At 34.0% G+C, this 21,385-nt stretch carries 17 protein-coding genes; 7 read left to right on the forward strand and 10 right to left on the reverse strand.

What is annotated here, in order from left to right:
• Positions 1 to 2: 2 nt before the first annotated feature.
• The 3 genes from P6N22_RS03675 to P6N22_RS03685 all read left to right on the forward strand — a co-directional run bounded on the left by P6N22_RS03675 (position 3) and on the right by P6N22_RS03685 (position 2,757).
• The gene (locus P6N22_RS03675) at positions 3 to 344 is read left to right on the forward strand and encodes a Spx/MgsR family RNA polymerase-binding regulatory protein (RefSeq protein WP_280330268.1); all 342 of its coding nucleotides are present in this window, start codon (positions 3 to 5) and stop codon (positions 342 to 344) included.
• Entirely contained in the window at positions 341 to 1,432 is a 1,092-nt protein-coding gene (locus P6N22_RS03680; RefSeq protein ID WP_280330270.1) for a type IV pilus twitching motility protein PilT, read from the forward strand. Before P6N22_RS03675 ends, P6N22_RS03680 begins: the two co-directional genes overlap by 4 nt.
• A 107-nt stretch (positions 1,433 to 1,539) precedes the next feature.
• The gene (locus tag P6N22_RS03685; RefSeq protein WP_280330271.1) at positions 1,540 to 2,757 is read left to right on the forward strand and encodes an HD domain-containing phosphohydrolase; all 1,218 of its coding nucleotides are present in this window, start codon (positions 1,540 to 1,542) and stop codon (positions 2,755 to 2,757) included.
• Here the strand turns inward: P6N22_RS03685 and P6N22_RS03690 are convergent.
• The 8 genes from P6N22_RS03690 to P6N22_RS03725 form a co-directional block, all read right to left on the reverse strand.
• Complete coding sequence (locus P6N22_RS03690) at positions 2,754 to 3,746, reverse strand: SAM-dependent methyltransferase (protein WP_280330273.1); 993 nt, start codon at positions 3,744 to 3,746, stop codon at positions 2,754 to 2,756. The two genes, P6N22_RS03685 and P6N22_RS03690, sit on opposite strands and share 4 nt — an antisense overlap.
• Positions 3,747 to 4,976: a TolC family protein gene (locus tag P6N22_RS03695; RefSeq protein WP_280330275.1), complete on the reverse strand. Its 1,230-nt coding sequence runs from the start codon at positions 4,974 to 4,976 to the stop codon at positions 3,747 to 3,749.
• Positions 4,933 to 6,114: an aspartate aminotransferase family protein gene (locus P6N22_RS03700; RefSeq protein ID WP_280330276.1), complete on the reverse strand. Its 1,182-nt coding sequence runs from the start codon at positions 6,112 to 6,114 to the stop codon at positions 4,933 to 4,935. Before P6N22_RS03700 ends, P6N22_RS03695 begins: the two co-directional genes overlap by 44 nt.
• Before the next feature lie 32 nt (positions 6,115 to 6,146).
• On the reverse strand, positions 6,147 to 7,889 hold the full coding sequence (locus tag P6N22_RS03705) for a molybdopterin-dependent oxidoreductase (RefSeq protein WP_280330278.1): 1,743 nt from the start codon (positions 7,887 to 7,889) through the stop codon (positions 6,147 to 6,149).
• Between the two features lies 1 nt (position 7,890).
• Positions 7,891 to 8,574: an HlyD family efflux transporter periplasmic adaptor subunit gene (locus P6N22_RS03710; protein ID WP_280330482.1), complete on the reverse strand. Its 684-nt coding sequence runs from the start codon at positions 8,572 to 8,574 to the stop codon at positions 7,891 to 7,893.
• Positions 8,575 to 8,781: 207 nt separating this feature from the next.
• Positions 8,782 to 10,416 (reverse strand): bifunctional protein-serine/threonine kinase/phosphatase, encoded by a 1,635-nt coding sequence (locus P6N22_RS03715; protein ID WP_280330280.1) that lies wholly within the window; start codon positions 10,414 to 10,416, stop codon positions 8,782 to 8,784.
• A gap of 44 nt (positions 10,417 to 10,460) precedes the next feature.
• Positions 10,461 to 11,726: a hypothetical protein gene (locus P6N22_RS03720; protein WP_280330282.1), complete on the reverse strand. Its 1,266-nt coding sequence runs from the start codon at positions 11,724 to 11,726 to the stop codon at positions 10,461 to 10,463.
• A gap of 97 nt (positions 11,727 to 11,823) precedes the next feature.
• Positions 11,824 to 13,104, reverse strand: a complete 1,281-nt coding sequence (locus P6N22_RS03725; RefSeq protein WP_280330284.1) for an MFS transporter — start codon at positions 13,102 to 13,104, stop codon at positions 11,824 to 11,826.
• 174 nt (positions 13,105 to 13,278) lie between these two features.
• Between P6N22_RS03725 and cobA the strand changes: the two genes are divergently transcribed.
• From cobA to P6N22_RS03740, 3 genes are all read left to right on the forward strand, one after another.
• Entirely contained in the window at positions 13,279 to 14,538 is a 1,260-nt protein-coding gene (gene cobA / locus P6N22_RS03730) for a uroporphyrinogen-III C-methyltransferase (protein WP_280330286.1), read from the forward strand.
• Positions 14,535 to 16,436 carry a ferredoxin--nitrite reductase gene (locus P6N22_RS03735; RefSeq protein ID WP_280330288.1) on the forward strand — a complete coding sequence of 634 codons (1,902 nt, stop codon included), beginning with the start codon at positions 14,535 to 14,537 and terminating at the stop codon, positions 16,434 to 16,436. Before cobA ends, P6N22_RS03735 begins: the two co-directional genes overlap by 4 nt.
• A gap of 99 nt (positions 16,437 to 16,535) precedes the next feature.
• Positions 16,536 to 16,742 (forward strand): SHOCT domain-containing protein, encoded by a 207-nt coding sequence (locus P6N22_RS03740; RefSeq protein ID WP_280330290.1) that lies wholly within the window; start codon positions 16,536 to 16,538, stop codon positions 16,740 to 16,742.
• Between the two features lie 4 nt (positions 16,743 to 16,746).
• Here the strand turns inward: P6N22_RS03740 and P6N22_RS03745 are convergent, their stop codons facing one another.
• Complete coding sequence (locus tag P6N22_RS03745; RefSeq protein ID WP_280330292.1) at positions 16,747 to 18,726, reverse strand: molybdopterin oxidoreductase family protein; 1,980 nt, start codon at positions 18,724 to 18,726, stop codon at positions 16,747 to 16,749.
• Positions 18,727 to 19,046: 320 nt separating this feature from the next.
• On the opposite strand from P6N22_RS03745, the gene P6N22_RS03750 reads away from it, so the two are divergent.
• A complete protein-coding gene (locus P6N22_RS03750) occupies positions 19,047 to 19,985 on the forward strand; it encodes a chemotaxis protein (RefSeq protein WP_280330294.1) in 939 nt (312 codons plus the stop codon).
• A gap of 65 nt (positions 19,986 to 20,050) precedes the next feature.
• On the opposite strand, the gene P6N22_RS03755 is transcribed toward P6N22_RS03750, so the two are convergent.
• Positions 20,051 to 21,385, reverse strand: coding sequence for a sodium ion-translocating decarboxylase subunit beta (locus P6N22_RS03755; protein WP_280330296.1), 1,335 nt, complete (start codon positions 21,383 to 21,385; stop codon positions 20,051 to 20,053).

The following is a 21,385-nucleotide window of genomic DNA, read 5'->3' on the forward strand; positions in this document are numbered from 1 at the left end:
CTATGATTAAAGTCTATGGTATTAAAAACTGTGATAGTGTCAAAAAAGCTTTATCATTTTTCAAAAAACATGATTTAGCCTATGAACTTTTTGACTTTAAAGTGGAATCTTTACCATGTGAGAAAATAGACCGTTGGATAGAACATGTCTCAATTAAAGATCTATTTAACTCAAGAAGTACGACTTATAGAAACTTAAAGTTAAAAGAGTTAAACTTAGATGAAAATGGTCAAAAAGAGTGGTTGTGTAAAGAAAACCTACTTATAAAAAGACCAGTCATTGAATTTAATGATCAAGTTTTGGTCGGTTTTAATGAGGAAAATTATCAAAGGAGTTTTCTATGAGTGAAGAAAGTACATCAAAAGGTCAAAAGCTAGATATTAAAAAGCTTTTAAAAAGTGTTATGGCCTTTAAGTCATCTGACTTACACCTTGTTGTAGGAAGTGAACCGCAAATCAGGATTGACAAAGAGCTAAGAGCGCTTAACCTTCCTGTACTATCACATGAAGATGTTGAAGAGATGGCATATTCTCTTATAGAAGACAAACAAAAGAAAGACTTTGAAGAACATAATGAACTCGACTTCTCTTTTGAATTAAAAGACATCGGTCGTTTTCGTGCCAATTACTATCGTACAATTTATGGTATTGGTTGTGCCTTTCGTATGATTCCTATCGAAATTCCTTCACTTGAAGAGTATGGAAATCCTCCTATTTTTAAAGAGCTTGTAAAAAAAGAAAAAGGTCTTATTCTTGTCACTGGTCCTACAGGTTCGGGTAAATCAACAACACTTGCATCAATGCTTCACGAAATCAACTTGACTGAACGCCGTCACATCATTACGATCGAAGATCCTGTTGAGTTCGTGCATACAAACATCAAATCTCTTTTCTCACAAAGGGATGTTGGAAGTAATACTAAATCATTTGCTACTGCACTAAAATATGCACTTCGTCAAGACCCTGACGTTATCCTTATCGGGGAGATGAGGGATGCTGAAACTATCGGTGCGGCATTAACGGCTGCAGAAACAGGTCACTTGGTTTTCGGAACACTCCATACCAATTCTGCTCCAAGTACAATCAACCGTATTATCGATGTATTTGCCGGAGAAGAACAAGCACAAGTAAGAGCACAGCTTGCTTCATCACTTGTTGCCGTTATCTCACAAACACTAATCCCTAGAGTCGGTGGCGGTAAAGTAGCTACACAAGAGGTTATGATATCAAACCCTGCGATCTCTAACCTAATCCGTGAAGACAAAGTACACCAAATTTATTCACAAATGCAATTGAACCAAGGTGAAACAGCTATGACTACACAAACTCAACAGCTTCTTCACCTTTTACAGAAAAAAACTATTTCAAAAGAGAATGCTCTGAAAAACTCTAACAGACCGGAAGAGTTAATGAAAGTTATCGCAAATCTTTAAAACCTTCCCTTCTTTCTTAAGTATGAAACTCTTTTGAGTTTCATAATAAAATACAACATTTTTACCTCTTATTTCCCATTAAGTATACAAGAGTTACAATGATTATTATGAACTACAAACTAAATTTGAGAGAAGTTACATATGCACTTTCAACTGCATTAGACTTTGTTGGTATTGATGACATTTTTCACGGTAAAAGAGTTGCTTATATGGCTGCGGAAGTTTTAAAAGAGCTCAAAGTGCCACAGGAAAAGATTGATTACATTATTTATGCCGGAATGTTGCATGATTGTGGTGTTTCTTCTACTGATGTGCATTCTCACCTTGTTACGGAATTAGACTGGGACAACGCACAAGTACATGCTATTGCAGGTGAAGAACTCTTAAATAAAGTAAGTGTATTTCAAAAATATGCAACTATTGTACGTTATCATCATACACATTGGGATGCCCTGCCAACTCATTTGACAGAAGAGGAAAAAGAGCTTTCAAATCTTATTTATCTGGTAGATCGTGTAGATGCTCTAAGGGCTCAATTAAAAACATCATCTTCACAAACTTTTGAAACAATTAGAGAAACAATTCAGAAATATCGCGGTACCATGTTTTCTCCAAAATATGCAGATACTTTTCTAAAGATATCTCAACATCCTTCGTTTTGGTTCTATTTGGAAGCGGATGCTTCAGAAGAATATTTTACTGAATGGATCAAACATGGTATTAATGAATTTTTTAATTTTGAATCTTTAAAAGAGATTTCACTCATGTTTTCCGCTGTTGTTGATGCAAAGAGTGAGTTTACATCTGAACACTCTATGGGAGTAAGTCATCTTGCCAGATATATAGCTGAATTAATGGAACTTCCGCTAGATGTTTGTGAAAAGATTGAACTTGCCGGATTACTCCATGATCTTGGAAAACTTCGTATTGCAGATGAGATTTTAAATAAACCTGCAAAACTCAATGTCGATGAGAGATTAAAAATGAATCGGCACGGCTTTGATTCATATATTATATTACGGAAAATAGAAGGATTCAAAGAGATTGCATATATAGCTTCTCTACATCATGAAACACTGGATGCGCAGGGTTATCCTTATAATTTATCAAAAGATAAAATTCCATTAGAAGCCCGTATTATTACCGTAGCCGATATTTTTCAAGCATTGGTACAAAACAGACCTTATCGTGGAGGTTTAGATAAAGATGAGGCTTTTGCTATTTTAATAGATATGCAGAAAAAAGGAAAACTTGATGCAACTGTAATGAAGTTTTTAGAAGAACACTTAGAAGTATGTTATCAAAAAGCTCTTGCAAAAAGTTAGTTATTTTTCCTAAATCTAATCATTTTAAATCTTTCACCCATCAGATTTGGCATGATTAACATTTTTACTTTTTCTAGCTCTTGTTTATAGATTTTTTCATCTGCATTTTTTTGCAGGATCTCTAACAATTCTAAAATACCCATATCAACAAGAGAAACCATTTGAGGAACACATTCAATGAACTCTACACCTGCTTCTTGATAAGCATCTTTCACATGTTCAAAAGTAACATCGTAAGTAATATCTGAAGTTCCAAAAAGTGCATCACGGTCTAAATTGTCTTCAAAAAACGGAAATACTTCATGTTTTGCGTAAATACGAAGTGAAAAATCCGGACGTGCCTGCATTTCCCCGTAATCAAAACTCATAAATTCAAACTTCTCAGCTGCATTTGCCATCTCTTTGGCAAACTCTTCATAACCAACTGCAATCTCACCTTTTTCTTTATGATATTTAGCAGCTTTTTCACTAACCCATTCATTTTTTACATCAAAATTGATCTTGTGTCCGTCAACACGTGCAGTATCACCTTTGAAGAAAAGTTCACAAGGAAAAGCATCAAAAATTTCATTTGCAATAAAAAATGCACTTTGACATTTTAGTTCAGATAAAGATTTATAATGCGTTAGCTTTATAACATCTCCAAAGCTCTCTTGAAAATAGTTACGTTGTTGTTCTTGCAAGGCATCAAAACGCTCAACAATTACAAAATTTAAACTAGCAAGCAATTCAGGTCTAAGTGTATACAAGAACTCACATACATCTGCTAAAAAATAACCATGATGTGCACCAATCTCACATACTATGCCATCAGGTTCTAAAAAACCTTCATCTACTAATGATATGATGTGCTTAGCTATTGTCCCGCCGAAAAACTTGCTTGCGCTGACGGCTGTATAAAAATCACCCTCTTTACCTATATTTTTATATGTTGCATAATAGCCGTTTTTTCCATAAAGCCATTCACCCATATACTCGCTAAATTTCATCTATTCCCCATTATTTACATACATTTCATACAATGCTAACAATTCCAACTGTTTATCTATTTCATATACTTTTGCATCTATTTTTTGAATCTCTAAAGAGTTTTGCAGGTTCTCAACATCATATTCTGTTTTATAACCAGCATCATATAAATCTTGTGTATCTGATAATAATTTTGTATAAAGTTCTACATTCTCTTTACTTAAACTGATTTTTTTATCAAGATTGTCCAAATTACGAAATACTTGTTCAAAAAGTTTTGTAAGTTCAAGCTGTTTATCTACTTTTACAACTTGTGATTTCAGATAATCGTATTTAATAGATTCTATATCATTAAACATATTGATATCTAACGGCATAGAAGCACTTATACCATAATCATAGTAATTTATTTCCCTTGAACTATCACGTAAAGTTCCTGCTATATAGAACTTTTGACCTTCACTTTTTTGCCAGTTATATCCGGCAGTAAAATTCACTTTTGGAAGATATTTTGCAATAGTAACATTCTTATAATATCTGTCTTTTTCTATTTGTGCATCAGTCTGTTTTAGTACAATATTATTTTTTAGGAACTCTTCTTGTTTGATCAATTCCAAATGAGGGATAGGTGCCTCTTTATAGTCTAGATCACTTAAAACCTGGAACTGTGCAACAAGTTTCTCTTTTACATTTTGAATATCAAACAGTGCCTGCTTAACAAGATTTCTTTGATATATAGCATCATCTAAAAAACCAGAATCAAGTCTACCGCTTAAATATTCCTCTTTTTTCTGCTCAAGGTTTATATCTGCATTCTTAATTTGTAAAATCTGACGTTTCTCTTGCAATTCACTCTTTTTTAACTGCATTAAAATAGAAACTGTATCTTTAATCATCTTTCTTTTTGCTACATCTATTGTATAGTCGTTATACAGACGCATTGCATTAGCGTATTTAATACCGTAGTAGATGCCTCCACTTTGAAAAATAGGTTGATTCATTTTAATAGCAGCAGATTGATTAGTCTGTTCTGTAATATTCGGATTACTTTTAGAGTAACTGTAATTTAATTCAATAGGTGCAATCCAAGTATCTCTTAACTTAGAACTCTCGGCATTATTTTTTTCATAATCATAATCAAACTGCTTCTTTTTGAGATCAGATAAGTACACATCTAAAGAAGCATTATTTTCATTTGCTAGTAAGCTAGAGCTTACTAACAGCAGACTCAAGAGCGTTAAAACCTTCATCAATCTCCTCTTTCGTGATAGTTAACGGTGGTAAAAATCTTAATGTGTTACGTCCGGCTTTGAGTACCATTACACCGCTCTCTTGTGCATTTTTAATAATTGCAGCAAGTGTATCTGAATCTTTTGCGCGTAGACCACACATCATTCCCAGCCCTACTTTTGCCGTAAAAAGATCTGTATGATTGTTATAAAACTTTTCTAAAGCAGCATCAAAATATGCTATTCCTTCAGATAAAGCACCGCTTTCATCATACTCTTTTAAAATATCAAGAACTTCACATATAGCTGTAGTACTTAAAAAGTTTCCGCCAAAAGTTGAACCGTGATCACCCGGGCTGAAAATATCTTTTTTGCTTGTCATCACAACACCTACAGGTACACCGCCTCCAATACCTTTTGCCAATGAAATGATATCTGGTTCGATCTCATAAAGATTAGATGCCAAGAACTTCCCAGTTCTGTACACACCTGTTTGTACTTCATCTACTATAAGTAAAATATCTTTTGATTTTAAAAGTTTTTCCAGTACTTGTACTTTTTCTTTGTCTTGAGGCTGTACACCACCCTCACCTTGTACAAGTTCAATCATAACTGCAACAGTATGATCATCTATCAAAGATGCTACTTCGTCAATATCTTTTGCATACACAAACCCGTCAGGAAATGGTCCGAAATAATTATGCATAGACTCTTGTCCCGTTGCTTTTACAGTTGTAATCGTTCTTCCGTGAAACGAATGATCAAGCGTAATGATCTTATAACGTTTCGGTACACCGTCTTTTTCACCGTATTTTCTAGCGATCTTGATAGCACCTTCATTTGCTTCTGCACCACTGTTTCCAAAGAAACATTTCATATCGTATCCGCTTGCTTCTACTATCTTTTTAGCAGCAAGTGCTTGTGGAGCAGTATAATAAAGATTTGACATATGTATCAGTTTTTTTGTTTGTTCACACAGTGCATTTGTGAGTCTTTCATTTCCATGTCCGACACTTACAACTGCAATACCTGAAGTAAAATCTATATACTCTTTACCGTTGGCATCCGTTAGTCTTGCATTTTTCCCGCTTACAAACTCAACATCTGCTCTTGCGTATGTAGGTAATACATACTCTTTATCTAATTGTTTAATATCCATAAATCTATCCAATATTTTTTATAAGATTATAGCTAAAATTCTCTTATTATTGAGACCATTGTCTCTTGAAAAATAGCACTTTTCCCTTCTAGTGAATGCTTTGAAGAAGTTAAATTATTTACACCCGGAGTTCCAGAGTAAATCAAGACACAATCATCTCTTAAATCTTCATTGATTTTCACTTTTAAAGCAAGTTCTCCATTTACAGAAGTAATTTTGATTGCTTCACCTTCATCTATTCCGTGAGAAGAATTTATATATACAAATTTATCCCTCTCAAACTGTGAATTTAAACTTTTTGGGCTTTTTGGAGTAATCAGATGAAGTTCATCCTCTTCACTATCTTGGAGGACCTCAAACTCATCAAGAAACACAAATTCGCCGTCATCTGTATCAAAGCCTTCTTGATACGGAATGTTTTCTCTGTTTTCAACTTCAAAAGCACCATTGATATTCATAACACCGAAACTTTTAAAATGCTCAATATACTCTTGCTCAGTTTTGATCTCTATATTAAAACTGTCACATAAATATTTTGCCAATTCGTATTCACTGATCCCAAACTCACTCTCCACCTGCCTCAGCATCAAAGAAAGTACATTATGTCCGTAAGAAGCACGAATATCATCTTTTTCTAAAAAGTTTTTTGCAGGGATAACCAAGTCGGCACGTTCACTTGTTTCATTTTCCCAAAGTCCGAAATAGACAACATTTTTTGTATGGTAGATGCTGTTTGATACACGTTGACTATCAGGCATTTGTGCCAGAGGATTTGCCCCTTGGATAAAAACCGTTTCAAACTCGTCAAACGATACATTAACCTTAGAAACTGTTTTCGCTTTTGTATTAAAAGGTGAATCAATTCCCTCTTTTGAATTTCCAAGATAAGCAACACCACATCCGCTTTTACCAAAAAGCCCTAAAGTTACTGCAAATGCATCAATCGCACGCATAACATCTGCACCATCTGAATATTTTTGTATACCCACTCCGCAGACAATGGCTACTTTTTGATTTTGAACCATCTCTAAAACAGCACCAATATCACCTAAAGAGAGTCCCATAGTATCCAGTGTTGCTTTAATTCTAATGGCTTGTGTCAGCTCATAATAATCTTCAAATTCACTTGCATATTCACGTAAAAACTCTTCATCTAAAGAGCCTTCAATATGTAAAAACCGCGTCAATAACATTGCGAAATAAAGATCTGTATGAGGTTTCAGCTGCACATGATAATCTGCCATTTTAGCAATCTGCGTTTTTACAGGATCTACTACAATGATCTTCTTATCTTTTATCAGGGGAAGAAGATGTGATGATGTTACATGAGGATTACGTCCCCAGAAAATAATAACATCAGATTTTTCTATCTCCGAATACGGCATGTTTTTATTACTACCGCGCCCTTCTATAATTCCTGCTTCTCCTGCACCGTCACATAGCGTTCCATCAGTTAAAACATTATCGTTTGAAGCAAAAAAATGTTCGGTTACATCTTGCATTAAACCGAAATTTCCACTTCCTTTATAACACAACATCTGATGTTTAGGAGTATTCTCTACAAGCTCCTTTAATTTTTCAAGTGCTTTTTGCATCGAGATCACTTCACCTTTATATCTAGGTGCTGAAATCCTTTCAAATTTATCGTAATGATTTAGATGCGGGCATAAAAAACCTTGTGTATATCCACTTGCTAGACCTTTTAATTTACCGTTTTCATACAGTACTTCACAAGCATCGTAACAATCTAATGGACACGCTGTTGTGTTTGTCATATTATTTCTCTTTTAATTCAATTTTTACTAATTTCGAAAATACTTCCGGTGCTTTTATTACTATTTGCACTAAATATTTTGAGATATTTTTTTCATCTGCTATTTTTAATACCCTTGCAGGCTTATAGCTGGTTTTTTTCTCATCAATATAAATAACTTTATTCTCTAATTGATCTAACTCATCTGCTGTTACATAAATGCTTAACAGTGCTTTGGATACATCTGCAATTTTTGCAAGTGTAACTCCTGGAGAAACTACCTGTCCCACCTTTACATCAATTGAATACAGAACAAAATCTTTATCTTGTAAATTTTTATCTTTTATTATTTTTTGCAACTGCTTTTGACGTAATTGTAAGTCAGCAAGCTGCATTTTCAAATTATAGATCTCTTTTTTTGTGGATAATGCCGAATTTCTACTTGTAATTAAATTAGAAAATTCATTATCTTTTTCAATTTTAGATTTAATTTTGAGTGCAGAAATTTTTTCATAATTCACCTCTTTTTTTTCTAGTGATACATTTAAATTTTCTAAAATTTCTTGATCTACTTTTAAAGTCTCTTTGATAAAAGCAATTTTTTCCTCTACATCCTGGAGTTCATCTTTATCCAATTTGTCATCTATTTTAATATAAACACCAGTATTTAATTTTTTACCTAACATATCTTCGGCAGTTTTCAACACCTCACCCGAAACATTTGAACTTATTGTCCTCATCTCATAAGGTTCAACTTTCGAGTAATAAACTTGTGCATATGTTAAAGTGCTTAAAAACAGCAATAATGAGATCAATTTCATTGTCACATTTTCCCTTGTATAAAATTAAGCTAATTTTAACATGTGATTGTTAATTCAAGCCTAACACAACTAAAGAATTGTTTACTTCCACTTTCACTTTTCTAAAAGAAAAATAAACAAACAAATATTGATAAGAAACATAATTGTAAATGCTGTTCTATAAAACAAGACTGGGGAACGTTCTATTAAAGAACTGCTTTTTGAAAAATAAGGTTTTACATTTTGAGGTGTTTCTAGTTCATACATCATTTCAGAATAATGTTTATATCTTCTGTCTGGTTCAATGGCAATAGATTTTAAAATAATACTATCAAGCCAAGAAGGAATATTTTTATTATATAAACTTGGTTTTTTAGCTTCTTTAAACCAAGGGTTTGAAAATGGCTCTATTTCACCATACGGATAATGTTTTGTTAAAGCTCGATATAATGTAACACCTATAGCAAAAATTTCTGTACTTTCATTAATACTATCTCCTAAAAAACGCTCTGGAGCGAGAAAGCTAGGAGTCCCTGCCCGAGATTGTATTGAAAATAATTCAGTAATACTACCAAAGTCAACTATTTTAAACTCTTTTCGATCTTCAATAAAATTGACTATTATATTTTCAGGTTTTATATCTCCATGTACGAGATCATATTTTAAAAGATATTGTGAAAGCTGTAATAACGTTTTTGCAAGGTGGATAGTATCATCTGTATTCAGTTGTTTTTGTTCCAGGTATGTTTTTAAATCAACTCCACTACAATACTCCATTACATAGTAACGGTATGTTCGGTTTTGAGGTATAAGAACTGTCGGAAATGAAGTAATTATCAGTCTATTTGCGTTCCAAACTTCTTTGACAAACAAATCCAGTATCTCTTCATCATCTATAGCTTCAGCTGGAGCGAATTTCAGCACATATTCCTTACCGTCTTTATTTGCCAACCAAGTTCTATTATTTTGAATAAGAGATTTTTCAAGCCTATAACCATCAATAACTTCCCCTTTTTTTAAAGAGATCGGAATTTCCAACTTTTGACTTTTTAATTCTAAAAGCTCATTTATTCTGTTTACATTCAACACTACAGCCGTTGTATCATCTGGAAGGTTTTCATTCATCAAATTGCTAGCTTTTTTAACTAAAGTATATGCACCGGAAATAATATTTTTTTCAATAATATTTTTACTCAAGACATTATATAGTCCATCACTGCAAAGTAAAATTTTGTCACTATTTTGTACTACGTTTTCAAAATAATAAGGTTCAACGTTTTCAGTTATTCCTATTGCCTGAGTAAGTACACCTTCATACCCAGATTCATTCATAGAGTGATCAACCGATATTTGTATTAAATGTTGGTCCCTGTATAAATAAATTCTTGTATCTCCGATATTGGCACCATAAAGCCTGTTACCTTCAAGTACTACAATTGCAAGAGTAGTAACTAACTCCTCTCTTTCATAGTTTACTATTGATTCTTTGTAAAGAATATTGTTGATGGATTTGATGAAACTTTTCATCGATTTTTCTATTGACCAAGATTTTGGACGGTTTTTAAAATTATTGATAAGATAACTCGTCGTTCGTTTTGCAGCTTCCGCACCTTCAGCAGCACTGCCTACTCCATCACAAACAACGGCAATGGTAAGATCACCTATAGATTGAACTTCATAAAAGTCATCACCCGTTAAGTTATCTCTTTTTGCAAGTGAAAATCCACTGCTTTGTATATTTGGTACCATTGTTATCCCGTCTTTGTCATGTTTTATATTATACTTAAATAAGTCTATTTTATTGAAAATTTATAATCCAACATTACCCACATTTTTTCTACGTCATTCGTATAGCCTGTTGCTTTTCCTTTTGAGTATGAAGCATATTTAATTAATGCACTAATATCTTTTACGAAAGGAAGAGAATGCGCATATAAAACATCAAATTCACTTCCTAAATCATCCGTTGTTCCGCTTGCAGCTGCCATATTTTTATCTGCAGTAAACTGGTGATACACAGCTAATAGTTTTCCAAATTCTTTATTTGTATATCCCAAACGGACATTAAAGTCCTTTAAACCGCCTTGTGGAACACTTGCTACATAAAACATATCTGCCCAACCGTTAAATTTGTGGTTGGTACCAAGAGAAGGATTAAACGCTGTTTTACCGTCACTACCAGTCGTACCGCTTAAAAATTCATAGTTTACACCTGCTATAACACCTGAAATATTTGCTCCGAAATCAAGGTTATAGTATGATGCATCTGCTTGTGTTTTTGCACCGCCGTGAATATTCATTGTCGCATCATTTTGCTGTGCAAATTCTGCTCTATAATCAAACTTTGAAAAATCAGCAGAGATATCCCCTGTTAAAGCAAAACCAACTGTATCATAAGCATCAGCAATCATATAATCATATGCAGTCACTTTTAACATATCATTCACTTTATATGCAGCATGTAACAATATTGAATTAGTATCTGTTGTCGGATTTTCTTTCACACCCTGAATCCCATAAACCCAAGCAGCTAATAGAGATAAATTTTCTACAGATTCATCGGAAACAAAAACAGTATCATATGAGCGTTCAAACTGTCTCCATCCAACAGTACCTATAAAACGCTGATTGTCTAAATTTACTTGTGAACGACCTATATGAAATAATGTCTTTCCCATTTTATAGTTTAGTTCTGCATTAGAGACCATGGCTGTCTGTGGATCAACAACCGTAGAATAATTTTTCGATCCATCATTGTAATTTGTTCCATTCCAGTTGTACGTATTAGAACCAAAATTATTAACAGAAATAACGCCAATAGATGTAGAAAGGCCTTCAATTTCCAACAGGTTGGCAGTTGCTTTTAACTTCAATCTTGCAGTATAAGCATTCGCATTAGCTGTTGTTACTTTTCCATCATCAACAAACTCATATCTTGGACGGATTTCACCGTCAAGCTTTATATCACTAAATACATTTATACCATCTTCTGCACCAGCAACTGTATAAGCACCCGTTAATGCCAAAAGAGCCACGACTGAACTCATTATTTTTTTCATTATATTGTCCTTTTTTATTCTTTATTTTTTTAATTTAGTGATGAGTGACTAGCTCATCTTTTTAATGTTTCTATTTCCCAAAAAAGCTGCTAAAGAATTAAATTCTTCCCCCTGCTTGTACACCCCAAGTTGTTCTCCATCTTGTTTTTACCAATGAAATTCCACTAATTGCAACCAGTACAACAATAGCGAAAATAGTAAATCCTGCTGCATAGCCGTCAAATGCACCTTTTGACCATCCAAGTGTTTTGATAAGTGCTGTACCACCAAGACCACCTGCTGCACCGATGATTCCAGTCATAATTCCAATATCTTTACCAAAACGTTGCGGTACTAATTGAAATACAGCTCCATTAGCCATACCAAGGTTTGCCATAATCAAGAATAAAACTACGATTGCTACTCCAAACGGAAGTGTCACAGTTGCATTTAACATAGCTAAAAGAGTTACTATTCCAAAGAAAATATAAAGTGATTTAATCCCACCAAGTTTATCAGCGATAGCTCCACCTACCGGACGAAGAACAGCACCTGCAAAAATACATAATGCTCCAAAATAACCTGCAACAACTTTAACATTACTCTCATTTAAAAAGTCACTTCCAAAAGCACTCATATCAGTTTGATATGTATTCATTAGATACACTTTCATATATCCTGCAAAACCTACAAAACCACCAAAACTAACTGCATAAAAAAGATTAAACCACCATGTATCTTTATCTCTTAAAAGTTTTAGATAATCTTTTAGTTTTTTAGGATTTGCTTTGTATACTGATTCAGGAGCATTCTTTGCTAAAAATGCATACGCTATAAAAACAATGATTGCCATCACAGCACCGACACCAAATACTGATTCCCAACCATAATATTGAGCAATTTTTGGGGCAAATAAGAAGTCAATTACTACACCAATATTACCAGCACCTGCAATACCTAATACTACACCTTGCAGTTTTGCCGGATACCATTGTCCTGCTTGCGGCAATGCCACTGCAAATGAAGCTCCGGCAAATCCAAGACCCAAGGCAACTAATAGAAGTGTTTCATATGTTATGCTGTTTCCCTGTAAATATGCAGTTAATAATGAAGTGATAACTACAGCTTGTGCTAAAAGAGCTGTTAGCTTAGCACCAAGTTTATCTACACCAAAACCAAGTAAAATTCTTAGAAGTGCTCCTGAAAGTATAGGAAGAGATAATAAAGTTGCTTTTTCTCCTGCTGTCATAATATGCCCACCTAGCGCCAAAGCTTCAGCTATCTCAGTACTTAATGGACCTAACATTGTCCAAACCATAAAACTCATATCAAAATATAAAAAGGCCATAAACAATGTTGGAGTATGACCCTTTCCTATTAAATCTCTAAATCCTGCCATCTGGTATTCCTTATTCTTAATTTTACATTAACTCAATTGAGATATAAAATTATATATCAATAAAATATCTATTTAAACACTATATTGGTTATTTTTTAATCATTTTATCTTTAATTTTACATTAAACTGGTGATAAAATTTTATCAGTTAGATTGTTAAATTAAAGGATATAGGATGAAAACATTACCTATAGTATTACATAATAAAAAGATTTTGCTTATAGGGGCTGGAAAAGTAGCATTACAAAAAGCAAAAGTGTTACATAATAATAATATAGACTTTGAAGTGCTAGCACAAGATATTACGACTGATATAGAAGAGTTTACTTCTAAACTGACGCAAAAAAAATTTGAAAGTTCTGATCTTCAAGATTATCAGATTGTCATAGATGCAACAGGAAATAAAAATGTTACTACTTTATTATTAGAGTTGAAAAAACAGAAAAATCTTTTACTTAATGTTGTAGACGTACCTGAGCTTTGTGACTTCTATTTCGCTTCACTTGTACAATATGGTCCTCTTAAAATAGCGGTAAGTTCAGGCGGTGCTTCTCCGACAATCACACAAGTAGTTCGCGATAAGATAAAATCTATGCTCCCACACGAGCTTGAACAGCTTACTGAGGAAAAACTACAACTTCGCAAACAAAACATTATAGAGCCTCAAAAAACAAAAGAGCAAACACAAAAGCTTTTGGGAAAAGTATATCTTGTGGGATGTGGAACAGGCGATGTAGAACTTTTAACTCTTAAAGCGTATAGAATTATCCAAAGTGTTGATGTTGTATTTATCGATCACTTAATTGCTGATGAGATTTTAGAGATCATCCCAAAAGAAACAAAACGTGTTTTTGTTGGGAAACAAAAAGGTTTTCATTCTGTAAAACAAGAGGCAATCAACGAACTACTTTTAGAGCATGCACAACAAGGACTAAGCATTGCAAGACTTAAAAGCGGTGACCCTTATATATTTGGCAGAGGAAGTGAAGAAGCGATCTCAATGGTTGAAAACAATATTCAAGTAGAAGTAATTCCCGGTATCTCATCAGCGATTGCAGCACCGCTTTTAAGTGGTATAGCTCCAACGGCAAGAGGATATGCGACAAACCTCTCTATCGTATCAGCTCACTTAGCTGGTAACAGAGTCAACCTTGAATGGATTCCCCTTTTAAAATACACCAACCATACAATAGTTGTACTAATGGGAGTATCACGTGCAAAAGAGATCAAAGAGTGTGCAATAAAAATCGGTGCAGATCTTGATAAAGACGTAGCTGTAATTTCCAATGCTTCAAGAAAAAATCAAAGTGTCAAAATCGGAACTTTAGCAAACTTAGAAGAGATCTGTGAGAATGCCGAGCGCCCTGCACTTTTAGTCTTTGGAGATGTGGTAAACCTTCATTCAATCTTACCTAAATACGGAGAAATATTATGAAAAAATTAGAAGAAGTTAGCATTGCTAGAAATAAAAAAGTTAATAAAATAGAAAAAATAAAAGAGTTAAAAACTCCTCAAGAAGCTTACGAACAATTGAGCTACTATGCACAAAACGGTTACGATTCGATCCCTGATGAAGACAAAAAGTACTTCTTAAAGTGTTTTGGGATTTTCGATAAAGACCCCCTTACCCCTAAACAGTTTATGATGCGTGTACGCGTACCGGGTGGTCATTTAACTGCTGAGCAGGCTGAAGCAATTGCAAATGTTGCAAAGAAATATGGTCAAGACTATATAGATATTACTACACGTGCACAAATAGAACTACGTTACCTTGATATTGAAAATATCCCGACACTCCTACAGGAATTGCAAGCTGTAGGGATTGATTCTTATCAAACGGGTGTAGACAACTTTAGAAACATAGTTAATGATCCTCTTGATAAATATGCATTTGATAATCTCCTGCCTTCTCAAGAACTGCTTACAAAGATCCAAAGAATCTTTTTACATGATCCGGAATGGATCGGAGCACTACCGAGAAAATTCAACACTTCAATTTCAGGCTCTATCTCTAACCGCTGTAATGTTTACGGCCATGACTGCTGTTTTGTTTTGGCACAGAAAGACGGTCTCTACGGCTACAATATGTATCTAGGCGGTAAAGTTGGTGAAGTGGCAAAAAGTGCAGATATCTTCTTAAAAAATGAAGAAGAAGTTTTAAAGGCATATGATTCGATCATCGATCTTTTCAAACGTTTTGGTTTCCGTGACAATAGAAACAAAAACCGCCTACATTTCTTAATCCAAGAAGCTGGGATGATAGAACTTGCTTCTGCGATCAGAGAAAATGCCGGAATCAACTTTGCAACTGCAGGCGAGAGCTTAACGACACTTGATTTTACAGATGCAGATCACGGAAAAGTACAACTCAAAGATGGCAGTTTTGCCCTGCATGCAGTAGTACCTTCTGGAATTTTTAGCGGTAGTGCTCTGTTTGAAGCAGCTCAGATTGCCAAAGAGTACGGAAATTCAGAGCTCCGCTTTTCTGTTGAACAAAATCTTTATATTATGGGTGTTAAAGATATTAATACCGCACTCAAAAAACATTTTTTCCAAGAGTATAAAAACGTTAACACACCTTACTATAACAACCTCATTGCATGTGCTGGAACAAAACACTGTTCTTTTGGAGTAATTGAAAACAAAGAAGATGCAAAAAATATGGCTGAATATCTCAGTAAAAAAGTCCCGCTCGAAGATGCAAGAGTACGTTTTTACTGGTCTGCCTGTGTTAAAGGTTGCGGGCTTCACGGTTTAGGTGATATCGGCTTTGAAGGGTGTAAAGCAAAACTTGACGGCAATACAGTTGACGGTGTACATATTAGTATAGGCGGTAAGCTTGTAAGTGAAGGTTTAGAAGGTTATACGGTAATAAAATCGGCACCCCTTATCTATGCTCCTTATTTTATAGAAACTTTAATGTTAGAATATAAAAATCTCCGCAAAGAGAGAGAGAGTTTTGAAAAATTTCACGATAGAGTATTAAGTTCGTACAGTTCTGCATATATAGGATTTTTCATGCAGTTAAAAGCATATCTTCGTTCTAGAAACATTGAACTGGAACTCAAAATAAACAAAATCGCACCGACTGGTAAAAATGAAGAGTTTGAAATATTTGAGCTTGGTCGAAAACTTTATTATCAACTTTTTAAAGAAGAAGCTTATTCTTCTTACGAAAGATTTTCAAATGAAAATCCAAGAGAGATTCTTCCAGATCTTTCAAACTCGAATCTAGACAAAAAACTGCTATTGCTTATAGAAACAATGATTGGTAATCAAACACGTGCTACAGTGTTCTCTGAACTTGGTGAATATATAAGTCTCAGTGCTTAAATGGAGCATATCCATTTAGGCTTTCATTTATATCTTTACTACACGTTTATTACACAGTAAAACAATATAATTTTCTTATATCGATAAAGGAGGATTCTTATGGAACCGTATTATGGAATGCATGGCTGGGGTATGGGCTTTGGATGGCTTATATTTCTACTCATTATTGTAGCTGTGATCTACTTTATGAGAAACGACAAAATAGAGTCTAAACCCTCAGCCAAAGATATTTTAGATCAACGGTATGCAGCTGGTGAAATTGATACCGAAGAATATCTTGAGAGAAAAAAACATATAGAATTATGATAAATTAAATTTTTACAATTTTCACAGCTGCATGATTATAATCAGGCTCTAATGACTCAGGATCATAAATGTCATTTGTAAGATAATTTATTCCTCTATTACTTAAGGGGATAAATATATTTTTTTCATTTATAGTCTCTGTTACAAAAGCCGTAGTGATTAATTCTCCCCGTCTTGATACAACTTTAATCTGTTCTCCATCCTCTATCCCCAGTGCTTTAGCATCTTCAGGATGAATTTCACAGAAATCCAAAGGCTTGTACTTTAACAAAGTTTTTGGTAAATTTGTTTTTGTACCACTATGCCACTGGTCCCTTGTACGTCCTGTAAGCAGTATATACGGATATTCCAATGATGTCTTTTCACTAAGGAGTTTATTCTCTACAAAAAACAGATTTCCTTTCTTATCCGGTGTTAAAAAATTACTGATTTTTTCTCCCCATACAAACGGAACCTGCCCTATTAGATCATAATTAGCTTCACTGATATCCATATACCCATTAAGTTTAGTCATCTCTTGATACTCTTGAAATATCTCTTTTGAATTTTCATAATTAAATGCTTCTTTATATCCTAACTCTTGAGCAATTAATTGAAATATTTCCCAATCAAGTTTTGCATCAATAGAAAGACGGGTTAATCTTTCTTGTTTTGTGATTGTGCGATCTAGATTTGTCTGAGTCCCTTCTTTTTCACCCCAAGGAGCAGCCGGAAGTTTTATATGGGCAAATTTTGAAGTTTCTGAGTTATCATAAGCATTGATCTCTACTACAAGCGGAATTTTCTTGATAAGTTCTTCCATTTTATTTCTATTTGGTAGATGATATATAGGATCTGTATGACACACTATCAGTACATCAAGATTTGCTTCTAACATTTGTGTTGCAGTAAGCCCTTTTTCTTTAGCTACATTATCACTTTTCCAAAACTGAGAGACTTTTTTAACACTTTCATCATCAAAACCAAGATGAACTGCCAACATTGTAGCTAGTCCTCCAACTTCTCTACCACCCATTGCATTTGGTTGTCCAGTCAAACTAAGTGGTCCGTTTCCTTTTTTAAAGATTTTTCCCGTCAGAAGATGAGTATTTATAAGTGCTAGGTTTTTATCTACTCCCTGTATAGATTGATTTAAGCCCATAGTCCAAGCAGTTATAATATTTTCGCTCTGTTTATATAGTTGAAAGAAGTCTTCAAATTGCTCTTTAGAAAGCCCTGTACGTTTTAACATCTTAGTTACAGGCAATCTTTTAAATTTGTTTTTTAGAAGCTCAAAATTATTTACGCGATTTGCTACAAACTCTTGATCGTATAATTCTTCGTCTATCAAACGTTTTGACAATAGGTTAAAAAAATCTATATCACTTCCAGGTTTGATAGGTAAATACAGATCAGCATTTTTTGCAGTGTCAGTAAAACGTGGATCAATTACAACAACTTTTAAACCACTCTTCATAGCTTTTTTTATTTTATTATGAAATACTACATGGGCTTCGGCTGTATTTGCACCTGTTAATATTAAAAGGTCTGAACTAAAAATATCATTCATTCTAACTGGGACAAAATCAGCACCAATACTTTTTTTATAACCCACAACAGCACTAGCCATACATGTACGACTGTTAGTGTCTACATTGGCTGTACCAATAAACCCTTTTCCAAGTTTATTAGCGACATAATAATCCTCTGTTAAAAGCTGCCCTGAGAGATAAAATCCAATTTTGTCTTTTGTAGTAGCCTTTATCTTATTTGCAATGTGAGTGATCGCATCACCCCATTTACAAAGTTCAAAATTATTTTCGATATTCTCCCGTATATAAGGTCTTAGCAGTCGTGTATCTGTTTGAATGCTTATAAGTTCAGACACCCCTTTTGAACATAGTTTTCCATCATTTATAGGATATGTAATATCTCCAATTAAATTCTTTTCATCATATTCCAAACCACATCCGACACCACAGTATCCACATACAGACTTAATCATAAAATACCTTTTTAAAACCATTTCAATATTCTAAAGAAATTATATCAATAATTAATGTATTTTTAAGAGTAAAAGTGCTTTTTTTTTCATCAATTTCTAAATTTTAAAGAAAAAAAATATTTTTTTATGTAAAAAAAAGTTTTTTTCTTATTAACAGCTTGTAAAACCTATAAATTCATTTAGTAGAAAAAAATATCAATTTAAACTCTACAAAACACTATAGTATGCTACTTAACAGATATAAGGGATATTTTAAAATTCAAGCATATTTCATTTAAATTTTGGTAATATTTATGAATCTTTATATTACGGGGTAATTAATGGCTTTTTTAGATAAAGTAGACGCTGCTACAAATCTTGCCAAAAATAACGAACTTCAACTTCTTGTTTTTAAAGTTAGTGAAGAAGAAGATTCAGCATATTATGCAATCAATGTTTTTAAAACTAGAGAAGTTGTGGAGTCAAAGAATCACTACTTGACTCAAATACCTTCATCCCATCCTCTTTTAGAAGGAACTATTATTCTTCGAGGATTACAAATTCCTTTACTTAATTTACCTAAATGGCTGGGTGTAAATCTTTCAAAGGAAGATATTGCCAACTCCGATATACTTATATGTGACTTTAACGGAGTTATCATCGGGCTACGTATTATGTACGCTTTCAGAGTTATTAAAAAGAACTGGAATGAGATGCATGCACCAGATAGTTATAGACTAAAAGAAGATGGTGTCGTTATTAACGATACAAGACTCGAAGACGGTAGTTTATGTTTAGTTCTAGATTATGAAAAACTCTTAGCCGATGTTATTCCTCAGGCACTTGTCGATATTGAACAAGATACTGCTGCACTTAAAGAGATTACTATTCCGGAAAAACTTAAAAAAGGAACTGTACTTGTTGCAGAAGATTCTAAAACTGCACAAAAACATCTTGTTCAAATCTTTAAAAATGCTCATCTTAATATGAAATTATTTGACAATGGAGAAAAGCTCGTAAACTATCTTAAGTCTTTAGGTGAAGATGTAGACAACATTGCGGCTATTATTACAGATATAGAGATGCCGGAAATGTCAGGATTCACTGTTATAAAGCTTCTAAAATCGAATCCTTTCACAAAAGAGATACCTATTATCGTGAACAGTTCTATGACCGGAGAAAACAATAGACGTGAAGCAGAAGACTTAGGAGCTGACGGTTTTATCGATAAGACAAAAAGTCATAATATCATTCCGTTAATTGCGTCATTAATTCAATAAGCTAAAAGAAGAAAACAAGAGAAAGAAAAAGATGCGATTTCGCATCTTTTTTTTAATCTCAACTATTATTGAAATAGTGAGATTAAAACACCGGCAGCAACTGCTGAACCGATAACACCTGCAACGTTTGGACCCATTGCATGCATTAATAGCATGTTTGTTCTGTCATACTCCATACCAACTTTATTTGATACACGAGCTGCCATAGGAACTGCTGAAACTCCAGCCGAACCAATTAATGGGTTAATTTTGTGTCCAGGGAATAAGTTCATTAGTTTTGCCATAAGTACACCAGCTGCAGTACCAACACCGAATGCAACGATACCAAGAGCCATAATGAACATAGTTTCAGGAACTAAGAACTGATCTGCTGCTAGTTTCGAACCAACACCAAGACCTAAGAAAATAGTTGTAATGTTAATAAGTGCATTTTGTAATGTATCATTTAAACGCTCTACTACACCAGATTCTTTTAAGAAGTTACCGAACATAAACGCACCGATTAGAGGTGTTGAATCAGGTAATACTAAAATAGCAAGTACTAATACAACGATAGGGAAAACTAATTTCTCTAAACGAGATACGTGACGTAATGTCGTCATCTTAATTTTACGCTCTTTTTCAGTTGTTAATGCTTTCATAATCGGAGGCTGGATAATAGGTACCATAGCCATATATGAATAAGAAGCAACTGCAATTGCACCTAAAAGTTCAGGTGAAAGTTTTGTAGCAATAAAGATAGATGTCGGACCGTCAGCTCCACCGATAATTGATATAGCTGATGCTTGTTTTAGTGTAAAATCAACAAGTCCCATATCTGCTAAAACAACAGCACCTACAAGTGTTCCAAAAATACCGAATTGTGCAGCACCACCAAGTAATGCAGTTTTAGGGTTTGATAATAGCGGACCGAAGTCTGTCATAGCACCAACACCCATAAAGATAATGATTGGGAACATCTCGTTTGAAAGACCCATATGATAAATTACACCTAAGAATCCGTGTTCACCACCAATTCCTGCAACTGGAATGTTTGCAAGTAAACCACCAAATGCGATTGGTAAAAGTAATAACGGTTCAAACCCTTTAGCAATTGCTAACCAAAATAGTAAAAATACTACCAGGATCATAATTACACGGCCTAAACCTTTATGAAAATCACTCATTTTTTCACCAGTAGCACTTAATTCATCCGGATTAGGATTTACCAGTGCAACAACACCTGTTGATTTTAAAAAGCCTACAATCATCTCACCAAAAGGTTTTGCTTGATAGTTTTCCTCTTGGTGTGTAGATGCAGCATCTGTAGCAACAGCCTCATGACCTGAAGCCATAGCACTAGTTGTGCTAAAAGCAAACAGCATCATAAACGCGACAAGTTTTAGTACTATATTTTTCAT

This window comes from Sulfurimonas sp. C5 (assembly GCF_029872055.1).
Lineage (GTDB): Bacteria > Campylobacterota > Campylobacteria > Campylobacterales > Sulfurimonadaceae > Sulfurimonas.